This is a genomic window from Erwinia sp. AK-PDG3-5 (assembly GCF_056821705.1).
This window is the reverse complement of sequence record NZ_CM165967.1, coordinates 70,966-93,880: the sequence shown is the minus strand read 5'-3', so window position 1 is coordinate 93,880 and position 22,915 is coordinate 70,966. Positions and strand designations below refer to the sequence as shown.

The 22,915-nt window shown below is 56.9% G+C and carries 19 protein-coding genes; 10 read left to right on the top strand and 9 right to left on the bottom strand.

Translation table 11 applies throughout. The annotated features are described in order from the left end of the window. Positions 1-3 precede the first annotated feature (3 nt). From AC1UKS_RS00410 to AC1UKS_RS00390, 5 genes are all read left to right on the top strand, one after another. Positions 4-945, top strand: coding sequence for an ABC transporter permease (locus AC1UKS_RS00410; RefSeq protein WP_482435285.1), 942 nt, complete (start codon positions 4-6; stop codon positions 943-945). Between the two features lie 2 nt (positions 946-947). After that, positions 948-1,823, top strand: coding sequence for an ABC transporter permease (locus AC1UKS_RS00405; RefSeq protein WP_482435283.1), 876 nt, complete (start codon positions 948-950; stop codon positions 1,821-1,823). A gap of 16 nt (positions 1,824-1,839) precedes the next feature. Next, entirely contained in the window at positions 1,840-3,441 is a 1,602-nt protein-coding gene (locus AC1UKS_RS00400) for a gamma-glutamyltransferase family protein (protein WP_265909093.1), read from the top strand. 141 nt (positions 3,442-3,582) lie between these two features. After that, complete coding sequence (locus tag AC1UKS_RS00395; RefSeq protein ID WP_482435282.1) at positions 3,583-4,299, top strand: DUF3053 domain-containing protein; 717 nt, start codon at positions 3,583-3,585, stop codon at positions 4,297-4,299. A gap of 282 nt (positions 4,300-4,581) precedes the next feature. After that, the gene (locus AC1UKS_RS00390; RefSeq protein WP_482435281.1) at positions 4,582-5,013 is read left to right on the top strand and encodes a hypothetical protein; all 432 of its coding nucleotides are present in this window, start codon (positions 4,582-4,584) and stop codon (positions 5,011-5,013) included. Between the two features lie 65 nt (positions 5,014-5,078). On the opposite strand, the gene AC1UKS_RS00385 is transcribed toward AC1UKS_RS00390, so the two are convergent. Together AC1UKS_RS00385 and AC1UKS_RS00380 are read right to left on the bottom strand one after the other, a co-directional pair. Next, on the bottom strand, positions 5,079-5,852 hold the full coding sequence (locus AC1UKS_RS00385; RefSeq protein ID WP_482435280.1) for a hypothetical protein: 774 nt from the start codon (positions 5,850-5,852) through the stop codon (positions 5,079-5,081). Then, positions 5,836-7,902, bottom strand: a complete 2,067-nt coding sequence (locus tag AC1UKS_RS00380) for a lipase family protein (protein ID WP_482435279.1) — start codon at positions 7,900-7,902, stop codon at positions 5,836-5,838. The genes AC1UKS_RS00385 and AC1UKS_RS00380 overlap by 17 nt, the downstream gene beginning before the upstream one ends. Before the next feature lie 573 nt (positions 7,903-8,475). On the opposite strand from AC1UKS_RS00380, the gene AC1UKS_RS00375 reads away from it, so the two are divergent. The 4 genes from AC1UKS_RS00375 to AC1UKS_RS00360 all read left to right on the top strand — a co-directional run bounded on the left by AC1UKS_RS00375 (position 8,476) and on the right by AC1UKS_RS00360 (position 12,701). Beyond that, entirely contained in the window at positions 8,476-10,407 is a 1,932-nt protein-coding gene (locus AC1UKS_RS00375) for a PTS mannitol transporter subunit IICBA (RefSeq protein ID WP_482435278.1), read from the top strand. Positions 10,408-10,507: 100 nt separating this feature from the next. After that, complete coding sequence (gene mtlD, locus AC1UKS_RS00370) at positions 10,508-11,656, top strand: mannitol-1-phosphate 5-dehydrogenase (RefSeq protein WP_482435276.1); 1,149 nt, start codon at positions 10,508-10,510, stop codon at positions 11,654-11,656. Between the two features lie 65 nt (positions 11,657-11,721). After that, positions 11,722-12,267, top strand: coding sequence for a mannitol operon repressor MtlR (gene mtlR, locus AC1UKS_RS00365; protein WP_265909332.1), 546 nt, complete (start codon positions 11,722-11,724; stop codon positions 12,265-12,267). A 71-nt stretch (positions 12,268-12,338) separates the two neighbouring features. Beyond that, positions 12,339-12,701 carry a YibL family ribosome-associated protein gene (locus AC1UKS_RS00360; RefSeq protein ID WP_053141129.1) on the top strand — a complete coding sequence of 121 codons (363 nt, stop codon included), beginning with the start codon at positions 12,339-12,341 and terminating at the stop codon, positions 12,699-12,701. A 60-nt stretch (positions 12,702-12,761) separates the two neighbouring features. Here AC1UKS_RS00360 and AC1UKS_RS00355 read toward each other — a convergent pair whose 3' ends face one another. From AC1UKS_RS00355 to AC1UKS_RS00330, 6 genes are all read right to left on the bottom strand, one after another. Then, positions 12,762-13,829 carry a sugar ABC transporter substrate-binding protein gene (locus AC1UKS_RS00355; protein ID WP_013204526.1) on the bottom strand — a complete coding sequence of 356 codons (1,068 nt, stop codon included), beginning with the start codon at positions 13,827-13,829 and terminating at the stop codon, positions 12,762-12,764. Positions 13,830-13,862: 33 nt separating this feature from the next. Beyond that, positions 13,863-14,861 (bottom strand): ABC transporter permease, encoded by a 999-nt coding sequence (locus AC1UKS_RS00350; RefSeq protein ID WP_265909086.1) that lies wholly within the window; start codon positions 14,859-14,861, stop codon positions 13,863-13,865. Further along, positions 14,858-16,363: a sugar ABC transporter ATP-binding protein gene (locus AC1UKS_RS00345; protein ID WP_482435274.1), complete on the bottom strand. Its 1,506-nt coding sequence runs from the start codon at positions 16,361-16,363 to the stop codon at positions 14,858-14,860. The genes AC1UKS_RS00350 and AC1UKS_RS00345 overlap by 4 nt, the downstream gene beginning before the upstream one ends. Positions 16,364-16,675: 312 nt before the next feature. After that, entirely contained in the window at positions 16,676-18,634 is a 1,959-nt protein-coding gene (locus AC1UKS_RS00340; protein ID WP_482435273.1) for a methyl-accepting chemotaxis protein, read from the bottom strand. Between the two features lie 266 nt (positions 18,635-18,900). Then, positions 18,901-19,518: a superoxide dismutase [Mn] gene (sodA, locus tag AC1UKS_RS00335; protein WP_041692466.1), complete on the bottom strand. Its 618-nt coding sequence runs from the start codon at positions 19,516-19,518 to the stop codon at positions 18,901-18,903. A 196-nt stretch (positions 19,519-19,714) separates the two neighbouring features. Continuing rightward, positions 19,715-21,055: an aspartate aminotransferase family protein gene (locus tag AC1UKS_RS00330; RefSeq protein WP_482435272.1), complete on the bottom strand. Its 1,341-nt coding sequence runs from the start codon at positions 21,053-21,055 to the stop codon at positions 19,715-19,717. 174 nt (positions 21,056-21,229) lie between these two features. On the opposite strand from AC1UKS_RS00330, the gene AC1UKS_RS00325 reads away from it, so the two are divergent. Further along, on the top strand, positions 21,230-22,006 hold the full coding sequence (locus AC1UKS_RS00325; RefSeq protein ID WP_265909084.1) for a DeoR/GlpR family DNA-binding transcription regulator: 777 nt from the start codon (positions 21,230-21,232) through the stop codon (positions 22,004-22,006). An 8-nt stretch (positions 22,007-22,014) separates the two neighbouring features. Here the strand turns inward: AC1UKS_RS00325 and fdhD are convergent, their stop codons facing one another. Beyond that, positions 22,015-22,833, bottom strand: a complete 819-nt coding sequence (fdhD, locus tag AC1UKS_RS00320; RefSeq protein ID WP_482435271.1) for a formate dehydrogenase accessory sulfurtransferase FdhD — start codon at positions 22,831-22,833, stop codon at positions 22,015-22,017. Between the last annotated feature and the right edge of the window lie 82 nt (positions 22,834-22,915).

The window sequence follows — 22,915 nt, the reverse complement described above, 5'->3', positions numbered from 1 at the left end:
ACAATGCTGGAATTGATCTGTAAACGCCTGCTGCTGGCGATCCCGACGCTGTTCCTGGTGAGCATCATGGTGTTCTCGTTGCAGAAGCTGCTGCCGGGCGATCCGGTGCTGGCGATGGCGGGCGAAGAGCGCGATCCGGCGGTGATTGCCCAACTGCGTGAGCAGTATCACCTGAACGATCCGCTGCCCAGCCAGTACTTCTACTGGCTGGGCAATGCGCTGCGGGGCGATCTCGGCACCTCGCTGCGTACCCAGGAGCCGGTCACCGCACTGATTGCCAGCAAGCTGCCGGTGACGCTGGAGCTGTCGCTGCTGGCGATGATTGTGGCGCTGGTAGTCGGCATCAGCATGGGGATTATTGCCGCGGTGCGCAAAAACAGCTGGGTTGATCACACCACCAACTTTGTCGCGCTTTCGGGCATCTCGGTGCCGCACTTCTGGCTGGGCATCCTGCTGATTTTGCTGTTTTCGGTGCATCTTCAGTGGCTGCCCGCCTCGGGTTATGTCTCGCTCAGCGAGAGCCTGTCGCAGAACCTGAAAACCCTGCTGCTGCCGGCGCTGGTGCTGGGCACCGGGCTGGCGGCGACGCTGATGCGCCACACCCGCGCCTCGATGATTGCGGTGCTGAAGGCGGATTATATCCGCACCGCCCGAGCGAAAGGCCTGCTGCCCAACAAAGTGATCCTTAAGCACGCCTTCCGCAATGCGCTGGTGCCGGTGATCACCCTGACCACGCTGCTGTTTGGCGAACTGCTGGGCGGCGCGGTGCTGACCGAGCAGGTCTTCACCCTGCCCGGCTTCGGCAAAATGATTGTTGATGCGGTGTTCAACCGGGATTACGCCGTGGTTCAGGGCGTGGTGCTGGTGGTGGCGATTGGCTTTTTGCTGCTGAACCTGCTGGCAGACGTGCTCTACGTGCTGATTAACCCGAAAATGCGAGGCTGACGATGAGTGAAGTTCTGGCTGCCGGCAGCGCCGCTGCGCTGCGTAAACCGACCCACCGCGTGCTGAAGAAATTCCTCGGCAATAAAAGCGCGGTGATTGGCGCGGTGATTGTGATTTTCTTTGTGCTGATCGCCCTGCTTGCGCCGTGGCTGGCACCGTTTGACCCGATCAAAGCTGACTTTATGGCGGTGCGTAAAGCCCCGTCGGCCCTGCACTGGTTAGGCACCGACGAACTGGGGCGCGATCTGCTCTCCCGTCTGATTTGGGGCGCGCGGACCTCGCTGCTGGCGGGCTGTATCTCGGTGATGATCGCCATTCTGATTGGCGTGCCGCTGGGACTGATTGCCGGTTACTGGCAGGGGATCTGGGACGGGGTGATTTCGCGCTTTATTGAAGCGCTGCTGGCCTGTCCATTTTTGATCCTCGCCATCGCGCTGGGCGCGTTTCTGGGTCCCAGCCTGGGTAATGCGATGATCGCGATTGGTCTGTCGGCGATGCCAATTTTTGCCCGCCTGACCCGTGGTCAGGTGATTGCCATCCGCAATGAAGAGTATATCGACGGCGCCCGCGCCATCGGCCTGCCGGACCGCTGGATCGTGCTGCGGTATGTGTTGCCCAACGTGATGTCGCCGATTCTGGTGCAGGCCACGCTGGCGATTGCCTCCGCCATTATTACCGAAGCCAGCCTGTCGTTCCTTGGCCTCGGTCAGCAGCCGCCCAACCCGTCCTGGGGCGCGATGCTCAATACTGCCAAAGGCTTCCTGGAGCAGGCGCCGTGGATGTCGATTTTCCCTGGTCTTGCCATTTTTCTTATCGTGCAGGGCTTCAATCTGCTTGGCGACGGACTGCGCGATGCGCTTGATCCGCGTAACGATTAATCATTAAGGAACTGCTATGAGTGGAATCAGTGATTTTAACGTCGGCTACCCTTCCTACCGCGCGCCGATGATGGGCCGCAATGCGGTAGCGGCCTCACAACCGCTGGCGGCACAGGCGGGGATCAGGATGCTGCAACTGGGTGGCAATGCGGTGGATGCGGCGATTGCCACCGCTATGGCGCTGACGGTGGTTGAGCCGACCGGCAACGGCATTGGCAGCGATGCCTTTGCCATTATCTGGGACGGGAAAAAACTGCATGCGCTGAATGCCTCCGGCCGCGCGCCCGCCGCCTGGTCGCGAGAAACCTTCGCCCATCTTGCGGCGATGCCGGAAATTGGCTGGGATGCGGTTACCGTGCCGGGCGCGGTGTCCGCCTGGGTTGAGCTGGCGGAGAAATTTGGCACCCTGCCGCTGACCACGCTGGCGCAACCGGCGATCGAGTATGCGCGCAACGGTTTCCCGGTGTCGCCGCTGATCGGTCATCTTTGGGAACGCGGCTATAACAAGCTGCGCGATCAGCCGGGTTTTAGCGCCTGCTTCGCGCCAGACGGCCGTCCACCGAAAGTCGGCGAGCTGTTCCGCAACCCGGATCAGGCGGACACGCTGGAGAAAATCGCCGCCACCAACGGCGAGTCGTTCTATCGCGGTGAGCTGGCCGAGAAAATTGTCGCCTTTGCCAAAGAACACGGCGCGGCGTTGACGCTGGACGATCTGAAAAACCACAAGGCGGACTGGGTTGAAATGCTCTCCCGTCCGTTTGCCGGCGGCTCGGTGCAGGAACTGCCGCCAAACGGCCAGGGCATCGCCACGCTGATGGCGCTGGGCATTCTGGAGCAGTGGGATATTGGCCGCTATGAGCCGGATTCGGTGCAGTGGCTGCATCTGTCGATCGAGGCGATGAAGCTGGCGCTGGTCGATCTGGAGCGCTATATCGCCGATGAGGATCATATGGAGTTTCCAGCGGATCTGCTACTGAGCGACGACTACCTCAAAACCCGTGCGGCGCTGATCGACCCGACCAAAGCGGGCGATTTTACCTTCGGCGCGCCAAAGCAGAGCGGAACGGTGTATCTGTCCACCGCCGATGCCAGCGGCATGATGGTCTCCTTTATTCAGTCGAACTTTATGGGCTTCGGTTCAGGCGTGGTGGTGCCGGGCACCGGCATCAGCCTGCAAAACCGTGGCGCGGGCTTTGTGCTGGACGAGGCGCACCCGAACGTGGTGGCGGCCAGCAAACGCGCCTTCCACACCATCATTCCGGCCTTTGCGCTGGATGCGGAAGGTCAGCCGCTGATGTCGTTTGGCGTGATGGGCGGCCCGATGCAGGCCCAGGGCCATTTGCAGATGGCATTGCGCATCATGCTGGCGAAACAGAACCCGCAGGCGGCGATTGACGCACCCCGCTGGCGGGTGGTGGAAGGGCGTGAAGTCAGCGTGGAACCGGCCATGCCGCTGAATACCCTTGCCGCACTGCGGGCGATGGGCCACAAGATTGTGGTGGAAGATCCGCTGCAGACCTATAACTTCGGCGGCGCGCAGGCCATCGTCCGCGATCCGCAAGGCTTCTACATTGCCGCCACCGAAAGTCGCAAAGACGGCCAGGCGCTGGTTTACTGAGTCCCCCTGCCGGAAGTCAGCATTTATTCGCCCTTCCGGCGCTCTTTTCCCTGTTCTCCCCGTCCCTTACGGACTATTCTTAGGTGCGGCGCCTGCCGCCCCGATAGCTTGCCAGCCCTACAATTACAGGAGTTACTTCCCATGACGACAGGAATCTTTCGCGTCTGCTCGCGTCTGTTAGTGCCTTTTATGGCCCTGGTTCTGGTCTTCCAACTGACTGGTTGCGGCGATAAAGAAGCCGACCAGCGCAAAGCCTTCATCGATTTCCTGCAGAACACCGTGATGCGCAGCGGCGAACATTTGCCGAGCCTGAGCGAAGATCAGAAGCAGAAATTTGGCAATTACGTCAGCGATTACGCCATCATTTATGGTTTCTCACAGCAGGTTAACCGCGCGGTGGATTCCGGTATGAAGCCGGTGGTGGATGAGCTTTCCGCCATTCGCACCCCACAGGACTACCTGACGCGCCGTGATTCGCTGCGCCAGGCCAGTGGTTCTCTGGGCGTGCTGACTCAGCAAATTCAGGCGGCCAAAACCCAGGCCGACAGCAGCAAGGCCGCGCTGAAGCAGCCGGAAGAGCTGAAAACCGTGTATGACAACGTCTACAACAAAGTGGTGACCCAGCCAGCCAACGCATTGCAGCCGCTGTTACCGGCCTTGCTGGCGCTGAGCCAGGATGCGGTACAAACCGGTGACTTCCTGCAGCAGCAGGGCAGCAAAGTGACCTTTAACGGTCCGGCTATCCAGTTCCCGACGCAGCAGCAAGCCGAGCAGTACAACACGCTGATGCAAAACCTGTCTTCGAACGCTCAGGTGCTCGGTCAGGCGCAAAGCGCATTGCAAGGCGGTTTCCAGTAAGCCGCCCGGCTTAATGGCGATCGCTTTCCTTAACGGGCGGACGTGCTCCGCCCGTTAAAATTTCTGCTTACCTCAATCGGCTATTCCCTTCGCGCTTTCTCCTGAATCTTAAACTTGTGGTACGGATTGACCGATTTTTCAGAACGCTATCAGTCCATTTTTACGATGGGTGTCAATGATCCGAGTTTAGAACCGGGATAGTCTTTTTCTCGATTAATGAAATGGAATTTCAGCCTGATTCTGCGCTTTATGCCACCGATCAGGTGTGGATAAGGGCAGGGATTGATTTTGCAAAACGCTCGGGCTATTAAGAAACGTTATGTGTTAATGCCGCTGGCCATATTGCTGGCTGGCGGCATTTTTTGGTTTTCCCGCATAACGCCTTTTTCGGAGAGCATTATTAAAAAATTCCCTCTCAGCAATCTGGCGGTGCTTTATGTCACGGAAGGTAATGCCGGTGCCACAACCGCCTGGTCCTATCGCTTCTATCTGTACGATGCGGCGAAAAGCGAGGGGGATTTTGCCGCCAGCATTAAGAAAGGAACGAAGCCCTTTCTCGTCACCTCGGACAAAGACGCGGAGATTAACGTCGATAATGGCAACCTTACCCTTTCTGTCCATGGGACGGTTTATTCTTATCACAGTAATGCCAGTTATCGCCTCTCTTCAGGGGTCTATTCCGTTCCGGTATATCTGCAGGCGTCACCGTACTGAATTAGTGGGGTTTCACGCCCTTGAAATAGCGCACCAGTTGGCGAATGGATCAAAACATTTTTTGATCACTTCATCGACAGTAATTTTTCGTAATCAGGAGAGATATTTGGTATTTCCTCACTGCTGCCATCCGGATAGAACGCTCTTATATTTCCTGGCGTAGTCTTTGGGCTTTCAAGCGTTACGGGCTTATTGATATGCACAAACGGATTAATATAAATATTTTCTGTAGCGGATAAACGATAACGCCTACTCCATTCTTCGTAATCCGTCTCCCCTCCAAAAAGTTTCAGTGTTGTCTTTTTGAACATGTGATTTATAAACACCATTGGGAATAAATCTGGGTTCAATTCCAGCAGCTTCTCTCTGAACGCTTTGGCCCTCCCGGTCCCGTAACCGTCACTGAGCCCGTAATCCCCAAAATCGAAAATATAGCTGGTATCGATAATCTCTTTTCCCTTCGTAAGAGAATTATCATCCGCAATCCTGAAGCTCACCCGCAACGAGTTCAGCTGCCATTGGCACGGACCTCCACCGTCTACAGCAACGCGTAATTGCTGGATATTGTTACCCTGCGAAACATTGAAGGGTTGCTCAAAATCGTTATATCCGGGGATATCATGAGGTTCATTGCTTGAATTATAACGGACAGACTTGCACTCCTTCGAACGGTACAGCAGCTCTGCAGGCTGGAGCGCTATTCCCACCGGCACCCGGAAAGTGACGTTTAACCATTTAGCCTCCGGAGAGGGCGAGAGCGTGCGATCGGGGTGGTTATCACACCCGCATTGCAATGCGAAAGCTGACGCGATAACGACGCTTCTACTGAGAAAATTCAACTTCTTCCTCCGTTACCGCCGCAAAGCGTATGAGGGCATTTTTCCCGGTTTCCTCGGCCAGCAACCGCTTCAGCGTCACAGGCAACATGTCCTGGAGAGCCAGGAACTCGCAGTTACGTTCAACCTCATCCGTATTACTCCCAGATGCGTCCTTCTCTACCACTTCCCGAAATCTTTCCCTCATCGCTTTTCTGCTCATCTCCAGTGACGGATCGGCCAGTTCCAGCACCTGATTATGGATATAGGGCAGGTAGCGGTGCGCCATCGAATGACTGCGGGGATCAGTACCGAGGCCGTTAAGCTTCGGATTGGAATTGTTTGGAAAGGTTTTTGCCAGGCTGGCCGGATTCAGACACTGTATAAACGCGGCCTGATGCTCCCCGGTCGATTTCAGGCATTCATTATTCAGTGACGGCACCAGAAACAGCTTTCCAGTGACCAAATGCCGACTGTATACCTGACCATCAATCGGGTTTTTCTGGTAGGGACTGTCAGCCTGCATCAGGTGCTGCTGCGCCCGTAAAAAAATCACCGTATTGCCGTGATGCCAGTATGGATCTCTTTTCTCCACCAGACCCGCAGACTGATACGTCAGATCCCTCACCGCCACACTGAGTCCGGCTGCGGTGGTTAGCGCCCAGTCAAACCCCAGCTTGTCACCCAGCGGCCCCCATGTCCTGTAGAACGCGTTATCGAGATCGGCATCCGGAGGGATCTGCGTAATCGTGTCATTGTCGTTGACGTGCCGGTAATGCGTGATCCCGCTAAGAGACACAATCGCCGCGCGGGTGAAGCTGCGTGGCATCCCATAGGTGTAAAGTACCGGCTGGCTGTCTTTCATCTCAGCGGCGTACAAGAGTGCCAACGCCCCGCCCAGACTGTGCCCGCATACATACAGCTTCTTACCCCCCTTAGCCAAGGACGCCTGAACAAGACTTAATTTATCCCCAAACTGCCGCTTCGCCAGATCATAGGCTTCCAGAAAACCGCCATGTACGTTTCCCGCTGCGGCCAATTCCGGCAGGCAGCTCTTTGGCCCGAAGGACAAATCAGTCAGGATATTGAGCAAACTGTCGGTGCCGCACCAGGCAACCAGTAGGTGCGTACCGCATTCCACCGTAAACAGGCGGGTGTCGCCTTTGCCTGTTGGCCCCTCCCCGGTGTTCAGATAAACCGGAGGCTGGTAGCGGTCGTAGAACGGCACATCCACTGCCAGCGTGTGAAAGTAAGACGGAAACTCTGCAAACTGTGGAATGCAGGACAGATCCTGGCACTTCTTACGGAAGAAATAATCGATGGCCGGATTCATAGCCTCCGCTGTATAGACAAGGTCGGCCATTATGCCGAGGTTGAGTCCGTTAGAGAGGTCATAGTCCTTTGTATCATGCAGCGCCAAAACCCATGCCCGGAACGGACAGATTTCGATAACGTGGCGCTGCTCCAGTCCTTCACGCGTAATCTCCGTCCCTTTTAATGAGCGGCCGGGAGGAAAATGAAACGCTGGAGGTTCCGGCTCTGTCCAGCCCGTAATTTCTGGAATACGGTCACACAGTTCCCCGATGGTCACATAATGATGGAGGTGTCCGACTGCCTCCGCCTTTTCCTGCACGTCGGAGCGCCATGACGGGTTGCGGGTTGCAGGCTGGAAATAATTATTGCTCTCCGGTTGGCTGTTTGGATTTCGCCGGAGGCCCAGTGAACGCTCCGCCATGATGTCTGCCAGCTGCTGACCGTCCGTTTTAATATCAACGGCCACCCAGTAGAGGTCATCAAACCGCACTAACCCTTGACTGTCGGTAACACCCGCAGGGGGATTAGGCGGAGGTGTGGGGTTGAAGTCATAGCTGAAGTGTTTTTTCCACATCGCGACGTCCGCTGCCGAAGCCAGCGGGTGGTACTCCAGTCTGACATTCAGCCCGCTGACCGGGTTGTTGCTCTCATCCACAAACTGGAGTTCGAGCCAGTACTTGTGTTGCTCACCACGGCAGTAAACCACTTTAGCTTTGGGTCTGAGACTGGTGACACACGTGTTATCGCCAATAATTTCCATGCTGCATCCCTGCATATTCCATGTGTAATTTATGGGCCATCGTAACGAGGGCGATATTAAATTTTCTTTGTTTCAGGACAAGAATAGGGTGATTGCCCTCTGACATAACCAGGTTGAGAAGACCATTCAGTCTCAACAATATGTACAAACGAAAACAGATTTAATGCGTAATTTTATTACATCCCGCTAAGCCGTTGATTTCGAGCCGGGCGTAACTGTGATCGCACGCATTTTGCACAGTAAATTTATTGTGATCTGCATCACACATCAAACACAAAGGCTCATCACATATTCGTGACAAAAATCACACAAATCAGCCTGATTTGCTTACTTCTTGTTCGCCGTCTTTTTTTTACACTGCATAAGTGTGATGCGCATCACTAAAAAACCCCCTCTACCCCACCCAACATAGTGATATACATCACACTTTTCCTGCTTGCTACGCAGCGTCATATTCGCGTGTTAGAGTCCGCCTGCATACAGTGATAGAGACGGCTCCCCGCCGTAATCTCATAAACAAAAATCAACGCGCTCTCTTATTTGTCAGCGCGTACCAATAAGGGGTGTTTTTTTATGTCCTCATCAGATATCAAGATCAAGGTCCAGAACTTTGGTCGCTTTCTGAGCAATATGGTGATGCCAAACATCGGGGCGTTTATCGCCTGGGGTATCATCACCGCGCTGTTTATTCCTACCGGCTGGCTGCCAAATGAAACCATGGCCAAGCTGGTCGGCCCAATGATCACCTATCTGCTGCCGTTACTGATCGGCTATACCGGTGGTCGTCTGGTCGGTGGCGATCGCGGCGGTGTGGTAGGTGCGATCACCACCATGGGCGTGATCGTCGGTGCGGACATGCCAATGTTCCTCGGTTCGATGATTGCTGGCCCGCTCGGCGGCTGGGCAATTAAGAAATTCGACGCCGCCGTCGATGGCAAAATCAAAAGCGGTTTCGAAATGCTGGTCAACAACTTCTCTGCCGGTATCATCGGCATGCTGTTGGCGATCCTCGCGTTCCTGGCTATCGGCCCGCTGGTCGAAGGGTTGTCCCACATTCTCGCCGCTGGCGTGAACCTGATGGTGCAGAACAACCTGCTGCCGTTAACCTCCATCTTTGTGGAACCGGCGAAAATCCTGTTCCTGAATAACGCCATTAACCACGGTATCTTCTCGCCACTGGGTATCCAGCAGGCCAGCGAAGCCGGTAAATCGATCTTCTTCCTGATCGAAGCTAACCCAGGTCCGGGTATGGGCGTGCTGATGGCGTACATGTTCTTCGGTCGTGGCAATGCTAAGCAGTCTGCGGGCGGCGCGGCAATCATCCACTTCCTCGGCGGTATTCACGAAATTTACTTCCCGTACGTGCTGATGAACCCGCGCCTGATTCTGGCGGTGATCCTCGGCGGTATGACCGGCGTGTTCACCCTGACCCTGCTGAACGGCGGTCTGGTGTCACCGGCTTCTCCGGGTTCCATCCTGGCGGTGCTGGCCATGACGCCAAAAGGGGCTTACTTCGCGAACATCGCCGCGATTGTTGCCGCCTTTGCCGTCTCCTTCGTGGTCTCCGCTATCCTGCTGAAAACCAGCAAGGTGAAAGAAGAAGACGATATCGAAGCTGCAACCCGTCGTGTTAGCGAAATGAAAGCGCAGTCTAAAGGCCTTTCTGGCACTGCTACCACCTCGGCTGACGGCATGAACAGCGACCTGACCCACGTGCGCAAAATCATTGTTGCCTGTGACGCCGGGATGGGTTCAAGTGCGATGGGTGCCGGGGTATTGCGTAAGAAGGTGAACGATGCCGGACTGACCAATATTTCCGTGACCAACACCGCCATCAACAACCTGCCGGGCGATGTGGATCTGGTGATCACGCACCGCGATCTGACCGAACGCGCCATGCGTCAGGCGCCGCACGCGCAGCATATTTCGCTGACCAACTTCCTCGACAGCGGCCTGTATACCGACCTGACCAGCCGTCTGGTGGACGCCAACCGCACCGCCGGTCACCGCGAGAAAGTCACCGCCACGCTGAGCGACAGCTATGACGAGAGCCAGGAACACCTGTTCAAACTGAGCGCCCGCAATATCTTCCTCGGCAACCACGCCACCAATAAAGAGCAGGCCATCCGTTTTGCCGGTGAGCAGCTGGTGAGAGGCGGTTATGTTGAGCCAGAATATGTTCAGGCGATGCTGGATCGTGAGAAACTGACCCCAACTTACCTGGGTGAGTCCATCGCCGTGCCGCACGGCACCATCGAAGCAAAAGACCGCGTGCTGCAAACCGGCATCGTGTTCTGCCAGTACCCGGAAGGCGTACGCTTTGGTGAAGATGAGGATGATATTGCCCGTCTGGTTATCGGCATCGCGGCCCGTAACAACGAGCATATCCAGGTGATCACCAGCCTGACCAACGCGCTGGATGATGAGTCGGTGATCCAACGTCTGATCAACACCACCGACGTGCAGGAAGTGCTGGACCTGTTGTCAGGTAAACAGCCAGCCTGAGTCGGATAGCTGACAAGCATTACCTCCCAGGGCCGGGCATGCCCGGCTCTTTTTTAGGGTCGGGTTTGTCCGGCCCCTGATCATTGATACGGTAAAAATTATGAAAGCATTACATTTTGGCGCCGGAAATATTGGTCGCGGTTTTATTGGAAAATTACTGGCTGATGCCGGGATTCAGCTGACGTTTGCCGACGTTAACCAGGTGGTTCTGGATGCGCTGAATGCCCGTCATGAGTACCCGGTTCATGTGGTTGGCGAACAGGCTCAGGTCGAGATCGTTAAAGGCGTGAATGCGGTAAACAGCACCAGCGATGACATCATCCCGCTGATCGCGGACGTTGATATCGTTACCACGGCGGTTGGCCCGCAGATCCTCGAACGCATCGCCGGTGGCATTGCGAAAGGTCTGGCAAAACGCAGTGATAACGGTAATACCCGCCCGTTAAACATTATCGCCTGTGAGAACATGGTGCGCGGCACCACCCAGCTGAAAGGCCACGTGATGAAGGCGCTGCCAGAGCAGTATCACGCCTGGGTTGACGCGCACGTGGGCTTCGTGGACTCCGCCGTGGACCGCATCGTGCCACCGTCTGAAGCTGGCACCACCGATCCGCTGGAAGTGACCGTCGAAACCTTCAGCGAATGGATTGTTGATAAAACCCAGTTTAAAGGCGATCTGCCCGCCATTCCGGGCATGGAGCTGACCGATAATCTGATGGCCTTTGTGGAGCGCAAGCTGTTCACGCTAAATACCGGACATGCCATTACCGCATATCTTGGCCAGCTGGCCGGGCACCAGACCATCCGCGATGCGATCCTCGACGAGAAGGTGCGCGCCGTGGTGAAAGGCGCAATGGAAGAGAGCGGCGCGGTGCTGATCAAGCGTTATGATTTTGATGCGGATAAGCATGCGGCCTATATCCAGAAAATCCTCGGCCGTTTTGAAAATCCGTACCTGAAAGATGACGTTGAGCGCGTGGGACGCCAGCCGCTGCGTAAACTCAGCGCGGGCGATCGCCTGATCAAACCTACGCTGGGCACGCTGGAATACGGCCTGCCGCACGCCAACCTGGTGACCGGCATTGCCGCCGCGATGCATTATCGCAGCGATCAGGATCCGCAGGCTCAGGAGCTGGTCGGGCTGCTGAACAGCAAAGGCGTCAAGGCGACGCTGGCGCAGGTATCAGGCCTTGAGGAAAACAGCGACGTAGTTGCTGACGTGGTGAAGGCCTTTGATGCCATGGCGTAACGCCCACTTCAACGGATGAACGGACAGGGCACACGCGTGCCCTTAAAGGCGGCCCCCGCCTGGTGATGAACGATATGCAGGCTCTCATGGAAAAACCACAGGCTTTTGAGAATCGGGTGCTTGAACGCCTGAACACCGGACGAACGGTCAGAAGCTTTCTGATCGCGGCGGTTGAGCTGCTGGCGGAGGCGGTGAACCTGTTGGTGATCCAGGTGTTTCGCAAGGATGACTACGCGGTGAAGTATGCGGTAGAACCGCTGTTACTGGGTGATGGTCCGCTGGGCGAACTGTCTGTGCGGCTGAAACTGATTTACGGCCTCGGCGTGATCAGCCGGAGCGAGTATGAAGATGCCGAACTGCTGATGGCGCTGCGTGAAGCGCTGAACGATGACGGCACCGAATACCGTTTTACCGATGATGAGCTGTTAGGCCCATTTGGCGAACTGCACTGCGTTGCCGCCTTTCCACCGCGTCCTGACCTCTCCAGCGATGACGCGGAGCTGCGCGCCATGCTGCAGCAACGCTATCAGCAGGTGGTCAGATCGACGATGGTGCTTTCTCTGACTGAACTGATTTCCCGCATCAGCCTGAAGCAGGCGTTCAAAAAGTAACGCGTCACCTTTCCCTCTTGCCGTCGCATTGTGTATCCTTGCGGCAATGAATCACTTCACGGTTAATGACAATGAAAGAAGAAGTCCAGGCAGAAATCAGGATCCTCAGCGATAAGCTGGATGCCCTGAACTACAAAGAGCAGCCACTGCTGGCGTCCGGCGACACGGAAAAGCTCGGCGAACTGCTGAAAGAGAAAGACAAGCTGATCGAAGAGCTGGAGCGTCTGCGTGGCGTTCGCGAGCAGAAGCTGAGCGCGGAAGCGCAGAAGCTGAAAGAGTTGCCGTTCAGCCGTGCCATCACCAAGAAAGAGCAGGCCAATATGGGCGCGTTCAAAAAGAGCGTCCGTGGCCTGGTTGTGGTGCATCCGATGACCGCATTAGGTCGTGAGATGGGCCTGCAGGAGATGACCGGCTTCGCGAAAACCGCTTTTTAATCGCGCTTTCGCCGATAAAAATGCCCGCAATTGCGGGCATTTTTCATTTCGGGATCCGGCTTATTTTTTGGCGTATTTCGCCTGCAGTGTGGCAAACCACGGTGCAACGAAGTCAGTCGATTCGCCCCAGCCTGGGATGATTTTATTCAGCGTCGACACGTTGACCGCGCCAGACTGTGCCGCCAGCTGCGCCTGAGAAATCGCCGCCGCCTTAAACTGGTAGGTCGCAGGCGTGGTTTCGCCGCCAATTTTGTTGGCCACCAGACGCATATTTGTCGCACCAATCAGCTTGCTGTCGACCGCCACCGTTTGCTTCCACGGGCTGTCTTTCTGGTGCATCAACTGCAGATCCTGGTTGGAGACGTCGATGCTGTACAGTTTGATCTCGGTACGGCCATTCTCCTGCAAGGCTTTATAGGCGCCCTGCGCGAACGCATCCCATGAACCCCAAATCGCATCGATTTTGCCTTTCGGGTATTTCGCCAGAATGGCGCCAATTTTGTTGGCGGTATCGCCCTGCACGTCGGAAGAAACCGCACCGATAGATTCCAGCTGATGCAGACCTGGATTCGCCTTCAGCACTTTCTCGTACACCACCTGACGACGTTCCATCGCCGGGAAGCCCGCCACCCAAAGCTTGACGATATTGGCCTTGCCGTTGGTGTCTTTGATCAGCTGGTCCAGCGACAGCTGCGCCAGCGACGCATCGTCCTGCGCGGTGACCGTCACGCCTGCAATCGGCTGGTTCACCGGCGTATCGAACACCGACACCTTGATGCCGGCATCGGTAATGCGCTTCACCAGCGCCGTGGAGTACGGGTCTTTACCGTGCGACAGGATGATGCCGTCATACTTCTGGCTGATCGCCTGGTTAACGAAGTCCTGGAAGCGCGCGTCGTCGCCGTTGCTAAGGAAGGTGCTGACCTTAAAGCCCAGCTTGCGGCCTTCCTGAATGGCACCCGCAACGAACTGCGTGGTGTTGTCATCCGAACCGAGATTACGGATCACCGCGATACGGATCGGGCCATCGTGGTTAGCGATAGCGGCAGGCACCGCAGCCGTGTCAGCAAAGGCCGGTACGGCGATCAGCAGGCTCAACGCCAGCAACGATGTGGTCAGTTTTTTCATTATTATGTCTACCCTGTCTGAAGAAGTAAGCGCCTACCGGCGCTGTATGTAGGTAATGGCCAGTGCGATAGCCAGCACCAGGCCTTTGATGATATCCATCGCGTAATACGGCACCGAGAGCATCACCAGTCCGTTCTGTAACACGCCGAGGATGATGGCACCCACCAACGTTCCCAGCGCATTCGGCTTGCCGGAGCCCGCCAGAGAAAAGCCGATCCAGGCCGCCGCCACCGCATCCATCAGATAGCCGCCACCGGCGTTCACCTGCGAAGAACCGATACGGGACGCCAGCAGAATCCCGCCCAGTCCCGCCAGCAGTGAGGCAATCACGTAGGCCAGCACCCGATAGCGGTTGGTGCGGATCCCCGACAGGCGCGCCGCCTCAGGATTGCCGCCAATCGCATACATACGGCGGCCGTGTTTGGTCAGCGAAAGGCCCAGCTGCGCGACGACCGTCACCACCAGCATGATGATCACGATGGTCGGCACCTGCCCCAGCAGCGAGAAGTTGGCCGGGATGGTCCCTTCCGCCATATCGCCGCTCGGCATCACCATATTTTCGGTAATCGAGCCGCCAAAACTGTAGGTCATCGCCACGCCCTGCACGACAAACAGGCTGGCTAATGTCGCCAACATGTCGGGAATACGCAGGATAACGATTAGAAAAGCGTTGAACAGCCCGACCAGCGTGCACAGCAGCAGGGTGATGACAATGGCTTCCGTCGAGCCGTAGCCGTACCAGACGAACAGCGAGATCACCAGTGAGTTGGCTAACGAGGCGGTCGACCCCACTGAAAGGTCAAATCCGCCAATGGTCAGGGAAATCGACACCCCAATCGCTATCACCGTCACAATGGCGATAGAGCGCAGGATATTGATGATGTTGGTGGGCTCAAGGAAGCTGTCCGACGCCAGGCCAAAGCCGGCGATCAGCGCGACGACCGTCAGCAACATTCCCCATTTATAGAGAAATTCAAACAGTTGGTGGCGCACAGAGGGCGCAGCCTTCAGGGAAATATCTTTGCTGCTCACGCAGGCGTTCCTCCGGTGGAATAAAGTAAAAGCGTTTCTTCATCAACGTCAGTGGCATCCATTTCTGCCACGATACGCCCGTCCCAGAGCACGCAAATGCGATCGCATAAGCCCACCAGCTCGGCGAATTCGCCGGAGGCATAAATCACCCCTTTGCCCTGGCGGGCCAGACCATCAATTAATACAAACAAATCGGTTTTGGCTTTGATATCGACGCCTTTGGTCGGCTCATCAAAAATCAGCACGTCTGCGTCGTTGCGCAGCCATTTGCCGATTGCCACTTTTTGCTGGTTGCCGCCCGACAGGCGACGCAGCGTTTGTTGCGGGCCGGTGGTACGCACGCCCAGTTTCTGAATTACCTCTTCAGCCCATTGCCAGGCCTGGCGGTGACCAAACAGACTCCAGCGTGAGAAGCTGTTATCTGCCGTGACGCTGAGATTCATCGCCACCGACTCATCAATAAAAATGCCTTCTTTGCGACGCTCTTCCGGGATCAGCGCCATGCGGTTTTCAACCGCAGCGTGCGGGGAAGAGGGTTTCCACGGCTTGCCGTGCAGCTCACCCTTGTCCACGCGGCTGTTGCTGGCACCAAACAGCGCTTTACACAGTTCGGTTTTCCCCGCGCCGGCCAGCCCGGCAAGGCCGAGGATTTCGCCTTTGCGCAGCGTCAGCGAGATGTCCTGCAACAGCGCATCGTCGTGCAGGCCGTCAACCTTCAGCAGGATCTCATCACTGAACGGCGGGCGGCGCGGCGGGTAAATATCCTCCAGCTGATGACCGAGCATCTTCTCGACAATCTGCTCGCCATCCAGCTGCGCCATCGGGCAGGTTTCAATCAACCGGCCATCGCGGAGTACAGTCAATTGATCGCAAATGGCGCGCAGCTCGTGGATGCGGTGGGAGATAAACACCACGCCAATGCCGTTGCTTTTCAGCCGGCGCACCACGGCAAATAAGCGCTCGCTTTCATTATGATCCAGCGGCGCCGTCGGTTCATCGAGGATCAGAAAACGGCAGTGGTGGGAAAGCGCGCGCGCCAGCAGAATTTGCTGCTTCTCGGCCAGCGTGCATTGATCGATGCGGCGACGCACATCCAGTGAGACGTCCAGCTGCGCCAGCAACGCGCGCGCCTGTTTGCGCACTTCGCCCCAGTTGTAGACCTGTCCGCCTTCAGCCAGGCGATCCAGCAGGATGTTTTCCGCCACGCTGAGCGTCGGCACCAGCGCGACATCCACTTCCTGCTGCACCAGATGGATCCCCAGCTGTTTGGCGTCACGCGGGGAACGAATGCTGACCGGCTGGCCATCAAGCAGGATTTCACCGCTGTAGTGATCGTAAGCGCCGGACAGTACCGCCATCAGCGTCGACTTCCCGGCGCCGTTGGCCCCGGTCAGCGCATGTACCGAGTGGCCTTCGAGGCTGAAATCAACGCCATTCAGGGCTGTAAAACCGCCAAAAGCGATGGAGATTTGACGCATTTCCAGGCGATTTACCACAGTCATGAACAATAACTCTCTGGCAGGTGAACAAAACAGGTTGCCGCATTTTTTATTGGATTGTTACGGCTGGCAACGAACGAAAGCGCATAAGCTAACACAAAACGTTATTAGCCATCCAGACATCCAGCCATATAAGCGGTTAAAACCAGTGAGACCGGGGTATCCAGCATAATCCGGGGGGATAATGGCAACGGGCAGCATTTCACTCGGCGTGGAACCCACCGACCGCGATGATCAAGGAGCATAAAAAAACCGTCATTGCTGACGGCTTATTTTGCGGGCCACTTACCGCCCCCAAAGGGGCGGCCATCGTTGTCAGAACGTTTCCCAATTCGCTTCGCTGAGCTTGCCTGAGGTGATGGCTTTCGGGGCCTGGAGCGCGGGGCGCAGCGGTGATGGCGTCACCGGCTTCGCGGCGGCGCGCGCCGGTGTCCCTTCATCGGCTGACAGACGGAATACCGCCACCGCCCGGCTTAACAACATCGCCTGCTCTTCCAGCGAATTCGCGGCGGCGGCCGATTCTTCCACCAGCGCGGCGTTTTGCTGGGTGGTGTTGTCCATCTCCACCACTGCCGTCGACACCTGGCTGATGCCGCGGCTCTGCTCGTCAGAGGCGGAGGCAATTTCACCCATAATGTCACGCACGTTGGAGACCGACTGGACAATATCCTGCATGGTCATTCCGGTATTTTCGACCAGCTGCGCACCGCTGTTAACCCGATCCACCGACTCTTTAATCAACCCTTCAATCTCTTTTGCCGCCTGCGCCGACCGCTGTGCCAGGTTGCGCACCTCGCTGGCGACGACCGCGAAACCCCGCCCCTGTTCACCGGCACGCGCGGCTTCCACCGCCGCATTCAGCGCCAGAATATTGGTCTGGAACGCGATGCTGTTGATGGTAGTGGTGATATCGGCGATGCGCTTCGAGCTTTGCGAAATTTGCTGCATGGTTTCCACCACGTCTTTCACCTGTCGGCCACCGGTCTGAGCGGTGGTGGAGGCCTCAGACGCCAGCTTGCTGGCATGGTGCGCGTTATCGGCGTTCTGTTTCACCGTAGAGCTTAACTGCTCCATGCTGGCGGCGGTTTGCTCAACGGCGGCAGCCTGCTGCTCCGTGCGGGAAGAGAGGTCGGTATTGCCGGCGCTGATTTCCGCCGCCGCATGGGCTACCTGGCTGACGCCCGAGCGGATTTCGCCAATGATCTGACGCAGATTATCGCTCATGATGCCCACTGCGCCCATCAGTTGCCCCAGCTCATCGCGGCGATCGGTGTGCACCCTGACGCTCAGATCGCCGTTGGCGATACGCTCGGTGGTTTCCAGCGTGTCACGCAGCGGACGGGTGATCTGGCGGGTAATGACCATGGCGACAATAATGCCCAGCACCAGCGCGGCCAGGGTCACCGCTGACATGGTGGTAATGGCGGTGGCGACGTTCTCGCGGGTCATTCTCAACTGTTTTTGTACCAGCGCTTCCACCAGCTTGTTCATCTCCGCAGCCTGCTTAATCATTACCGCGGCCGCGGCTTTCTGCTCCTGATAGGCCGGCACGTATGACAGCACGCTGGCCTTATAGCTAATCAGGCGTTTTTTCAGCGGCTGCAGCGTGGCTTCCTGCGCAGGCGTCACCAGGCTGGCAAAGGTATCCAGCGTCACCGCCGCATTGTCTGCCGAGGCGCTTAATATCGCCGCCGTTTGCTCGGAAGGCCCGGCAATCAGGCCGCGCACGGCGTAATGCACGTCCAGCAAGGCATAATCCAGCTTGCCCATCAGCACCTGCAACTGCAGGTCGGCGGTCGGCCCCAGCTCTTGCTTCAGGTCGAGGAAGGCCGCTTCACTGGCCGAGAGGTTCCAGCTGTTTTTGATGCCATCGCGGGTGTTCACCGCGTTGACATAGTTGGACTGCGCCTGCTGGTAGGCTTTGACCAGCCCAGGGAAGGTGTTCAGCCACGCACGGCTTTGGGCATCAAATACCGAGGTGCTCATCATCTTGTCGAACAGCGCCAGCGCGTCGGCGATTTTTTTCTGGCTGAGGGCGATCTCTTTCTGGTCAAAGAACAGCTGATACTGCTTCTGGCTGTCCAGCGCGGCGCTGATATCGCTGCTGATGGCGTGGCTGAAGTCGACCTTATCGGTCCGCTCTTTCACGTTGTTGAACTTCTGGATGCCGACGGCCGCAATCAGCGCAGCCAGCAGCAGAACCAGGGCAAATCCGGAACCCAGCTTCCTGCCGACGTTGAGGTTCTCGATGCGACGTTTAATGCTGTTAATCATTTTTATTATTTTCCCGTGACCCGATAGCGTATGGCGGCGAGCAGATGCACTGCGCGTTAGCCAGGTATGGTGATCCACTTAACATTTTTACCTATCGGTACGGGGAGTTGATTACTTTAACCGGCCGGTCGGCCAGCGGCAGGCGATTAATCTGTCCAGCGGGGGAATGCGCAGAATGAACAGGAACTCTCATTAATTAGCAGGCAATAAAAAACCGACGAAGCGAACTCCGTCGGTTTATCGTCACGAATTAACGTGGCGGGGAATTATTTTGCTGCTGAGAAAAGCGCTGCCGCCTGATCCCAGTTAGCCACATCCCAGAACGCCTTGATGTAATCAGGACGTTTGTTCTGATACTTCAGGTAGTAAGCGTGTTCCCACACGTCCAGACCCAGAATTGGGGTACCGGATGCGCCAGAGATCGCTTCGCCCATCAGCGGGCTGTCCTGGTTTGCCGTAGAGACAACGGCCAGCTTGTCGCCTTTTTTAACCAGCCACGCCCAGCCAGAACCGAAACGGGTGGTTGCCGCTTTTTCGAATTCTGCTTTGAACGCGTCAACGCTGCCGAAATCTTTTTCGATAGCCGCTTTCAGGTCGCCGCTCAGGGTTGTGCCGGTTTTCAGGCCTTTCCAGAAGAAGCTGTGGTTTGAATGGCCGCCTGCGTTGTTACGCAGTGCTGCTTTCTTATCGGCAGGAACCTGATCCAGTTTAGCGATCAGCTCATCTACAGGCAGATCGGCAAACTCAGTCCCTTCCAGCGCCGCGTTGGCGTTGTTGACGTAAGCCTGGTGGTGTTTGCTGTGATGGATTTCCATCGTCTGCTTGTCGAAATGCGGTTCCAGTGCGTCGTATGCGTAAGGCAAGGATGGCAGTGAATAACTCATGTTCATCATCTCCATTTAATGGTGGGCGGCGCTGTTTCTGTTAGCACCGCGTAAGCAGTCGGATCATTATAGTTAAATAAACGATCCGTAAAAGGGTTATCAATGCCCCGACGTTTATAAGGGTTTACTCCGCAGCAGGCGCAGCGGCGCTTTTATGCCCAATGCCCGCGCGGATAAAACTAAACGGTCTAAGGCTTTATTTCCCTAATGCTGCCAACGATTTATCCAACGCGCCAACCAGCCAGTCGATATCGCTCTCCTGGAACGCCAACGGCGGACGCAGTTTGAGCACATTGCCATACGGCCCCGCCACCGAGGTCAGCACGCGGTTTTCACGCAGCATCTCGGTGACATCCAGCGCCAATTGTTTGTCCGGCGTTTTGCTGGCTTTATCGGTCACCAGCTCGAAGCCGATAAACAGACCCGCACCGCGCACATCCCCGACGCATTCGTATTTGTCTTTCAGCGTCAGCAGTTCACGCAGCAATTTGTCGCCGACTACCCGGCTGTGTTCCTGCAATCCTTCTTCTTTAATGACTTTCAGTACCGCCTGCGCCGCCGCCATCGCCACCGGGTTACCACCGAAGGTGTTGAAGTACGGAATATCATCGCTGAAGGAGGCCAGCACATCACTTTTTGCCAGCAGCGCCGACACCGGAATGCCGTTACCCATCGGCTTACCGGTGGTAACGATATCGGGCACCACGCCATGGCGGGCAAAGCCCCAGAACGCATCGCCGGTACGGGCAAAGCCCGGTTGCACTTCATCGGCAATAAAGATCCCGCCGTTTTTATGCACCACCTCCACCGCTTTCTTCAGGAAGCCTTTTGGCCCCGGCAGCACGCCGTCAGAGGAGAAAATAGAGTCAGCGAGGAAGCCGGCAAACTTGATGCCGTTGGCCGCCATATCATCAATCTGCTTCTGGATTTCAGCCGCGAACCAGTCACCCAGATCGGGCGCGTTAACGCGGTAACGATCGGGCGGGGACACCAGGCGGGTAGTGGTCGCCAGCGGCTGACCGGTGCCCAGCGCGGGCGATACGCCAGACGTTAAGTCACTGGTGCCGTGATAGGCTTCCTGGCTGACGATAATGCCGGTGCCGCCGCTGTGCGCACGGGCAACGCGGATCGCCAGGTCATTGGCTTCTGAACCGGTACACATATACATCGCGCGGTCGATTTCAGATGGCATGGTCGCCAGCAGTTCTTCGGAGTAATCAAGGATACGTTCGTGAAGGTAGCGGGTATGGGTGTTCAGCTGCTGCATCTGCTGGTAAACCGCGTCGATCACCGCCGGATGGCAGTGGCCAATGCTGGCGACGTTGTTATAGGCATCGAGGTATTTATCGCCGTTGGCATCCCAGAGATACTGGCCCGCACCTTTCACCAGATGGACCGGCTTACGGTAGAACAGACGGTAAGACTCACCCAGCACCTTGCTGCGTTTATCGGTCAGTTTACGTACATCAGCATCCAGGCCGTCGGCATGCTCGGCGCGAAAGCTGTTGGTGTCCATGATGGTCGAACGTGTAGCCATGATAACTCCCGTTGCGAAGTGAGAAATGAACGGGCAACCCGTGCGCCCGGATACCTTCATCATGGCAAGTTTTTGCCAAAATGCAACCAAATACACAAATACAATAAAATACACATGCAGCCACCGGCGATGTCGGTTAGGCTATGCCCATCCCCACTGGAAAAGGACACCACAATGCTGCAGGAAACCCGTTTACATCGCATTCGCGCGCTGCTGACCACGCTAAATCACGTCAGTACCGAGCGGATCATTCGGGAGCTGGGGATTTCCAGGGAAACGGCCCGCAGAGACATTATTGAACTTGAAGCCCTCGGGCTGGCGCGGCGGGTGCACGGTGGACTGATTGCGCTGGATGCCGAGCCGGAGCCGCCGTTAACCGTCCGCAGCGAGGTCCGCGCGCGGGAAAAGCGGGCCATTGCCCGCGCCGCCGCGCAGCGGTTGAAGCCGGGGCAAACCCTGTTTCTCGATGCGGGCAGTACCACCACCATGCTGGCGGAAGAGCTGCGCACCATGTCTGGCCTGACCATCATCACCAACAGCCTGAATGCGGCGCTGAAGCTGTCGGCGGCCGAAGAGCATGAGACGCTGAATAATTCGGTGATTTTGCTGGGTGGCAGCCTGCTGGCCGGCGCGCAGGAAACGCGCGGTGAGCTGACCGTCGGCGAAATCTTCCGTTATCGCGCCGATGTGGCGCTGATGTCGCCGGTGGGTATCGAGGCGAAAAATGGCGCCAGCAGTTTTCATCCGCACGAAGCGGCGATTGCGCGGGCGATGGCGCAGCAGGCCACGCAGCTGATATTGCTGGCCGATCACAGCAAACTGGGGCTGACCAGCCGCATGAATTATGCGGCGATCAAGGATATTACTGCGCTGATTACCGACAGCGGCGCGGCCAGCCTTCCGGCGTTTGCGGCGCTGGAAAAAGCGCTGCCGGAGGTGGTACTGGCCTGAGACGGCAGTCAGATCAGTCTTTGCGGGTGGGTGTAGACGGTGGCGCGACCCGGTTTGCTGAAGCCGACCAGCGTCAGGTTGCTGCGTTCGGCGACCTCAACGGCCAGTTTGGTGGCCGCCGAGACCGCAAACAGGATCTCAATGCCGCACATCGCGGATTTTTGCACCATCTCATAGCTTGCCCGGCTCGATACTAACGCCGCGCCCTGTTGCCAGCCCGGCTGCTGGCATCGCAACCCCAGCAGCTTATCCAGCGCCACATGGCGACCGACATCCTCGCAGCCGCCGACCAGATTGCCGTCCGGCATGATCCAGGCCGCAGCGTGCGTGCAGCCGGTCAGCTGCCCCACCGGTTGAAAACTTTTTAGCTGGGACAAGGCGTCATCCAGACGGGTGAGGTCAAAGGTCTGTGTGAACGGCAGTGGTTGCAGCGGTTTGCCGATTTCCGCCAGCTGCTCCACGCCACACACACCGCAGCCTGTCCGCCCCGCCATCGCCCGGCGTTGCTCTTTCAGCCCCATAAACCGGCGGCTGGACAGCTCCACCTGCACCTCAATGCCGCCGCACGACGGCTGGATCTCGATGCCATAAATATCCGCCGGTGAGGCGATAATCCCTTCCGACAGCGAGAAGCCAATGGCGAAGGCTTCAAGATCTTTTGGCGTCGCCATCATCACCACATGCGAGATGCCGTTGTACACCAGCGCCACCGGCACCTCTTCCGCCAGCCAGTCGGGCTCCGGGGTGTCCAGCGATCGACGCTGCCGCACCTCGACCTGGCTCAGCCCTGCGATCTCACTCACACTCTCGTCACATTTACTGCTCATATTCACCTGAAACCCATCCCACGGCCGACGACCACATAGTTACTGTGGTAATGTTTTAACCACAAGCGTTCAGAAAAGATTC

Excerpts from the sequence above, each read along its gene's own strand:
- AC1UKS_RS00410 (WP_482435285.1), top strand. The coding sequence starts at position 4 with ATGCTGGAATTGATCTGTAAACGCCTGCTGCTGGCGATCCCGACGCTG.
- AC1UKS_RS00405 (WP_482435283.1), top strand. The coding sequence starts at position 948 with ATGAGTGAAGTTCTGGCTGCCGGCAGCGCCGCTGCGCTGCGTAAACCG.
- AC1UKS_RS00400 (WP_265909093.1), top strand. The coding sequence starts at position 1,840 with ATGAGTGGAATCAGTGATTTTAACGTCGGCTACCCTTCCTACCGCGCG.
- AC1UKS_RS00395 (WP_482435282.1), top strand. The coding sequence starts at position 3,583 with ATGACGACAGGAATCTTTCGCGTCTGCTCGCGTCTGTTAGTGCCTTTT.
- AC1UKS_RS00380 (WP_482435279.1), bottom strand. The coding sequence starts at position 7,902 with ATGGAAATTATTGGCGATAACACGTGTGTCACCAGTCTCAGACCCAAA.
- AC1UKS_RS00375 (WP_482435278.1), top strand. The coding sequence starts at position 8,476 with ATGTCCTCATCAGATATCAAGATCAAGGTCCAGAACTTTGGTCGCTTT.
- mtlD (WP_482435276.1), top strand. The coding sequence starts at position 10,508 with ATGAAAGCATTACATTTTGGCGCCGGAAATATTGGTCGCGGTTTTATT.
- mtlR (WP_265909332.1), top strand. The coding sequence starts at position 11,722 with ATGAACGATATGCAGGCTCTCATGGAAAAACCACAGGCTTTTGAGAAT.
- AC1UKS_RS00360 (WP_053141129.1), top strand. The coding sequence starts at position 12,339 with ATGAAAGAAGAAGTCCAGGCAGAAATCAGGATCCTCAGCGATAAGCTG.
- AC1UKS_RS00355 (WP_013204526.1), bottom strand. The coding sequence starts at position 13,829 with ATGAAAAAACTGACCACATCGTTGCTGGCGTTGAGCCTGCTGATCGCC.
- AC1UKS_RS00345 (WP_482435274.1), bottom strand. The coding sequence starts at position 16,363 with ATGACTGTGGTAAATCGCCTGGAAATGCGTCAAATCTCCATCGCTTTT.
- AC1UKS_RS00340 (WP_482435273.1), bottom strand. The coding sequence starts at position 18,634 with ATGATTAACAGCATTAAACGTCGCATCGAGAACCTCAACGTCGGCAGG.
- sodA (WP_041692466.1), bottom strand. The coding sequence starts at position 19,518 with ATGAGTTATTCACTGCCATCCTTGCCTTACGCATACGACGCACTGGAA.
- AC1UKS_RS00330 (WP_482435272.1), bottom strand. The coding sequence starts at position 21,055 with ATGGCTACACGTTCGACCATCATGGACACCAACAGCTTTCGCGCCGAG.
- AC1UKS_RS00325 (WP_265909084.1), top strand. The coding sequence starts at position 21,230 with ATGCTGCAGGAAACCCGTTTACATCGCATTCGCGCGCTGCTGACCACG.
- fdhD (WP_482435271.1), bottom strand. The coding sequence starts at position 22,833 with ATGAGCAGTAAATGTGACGAGAGTGTGAGTGAGATCGCAGGGCTGAGC.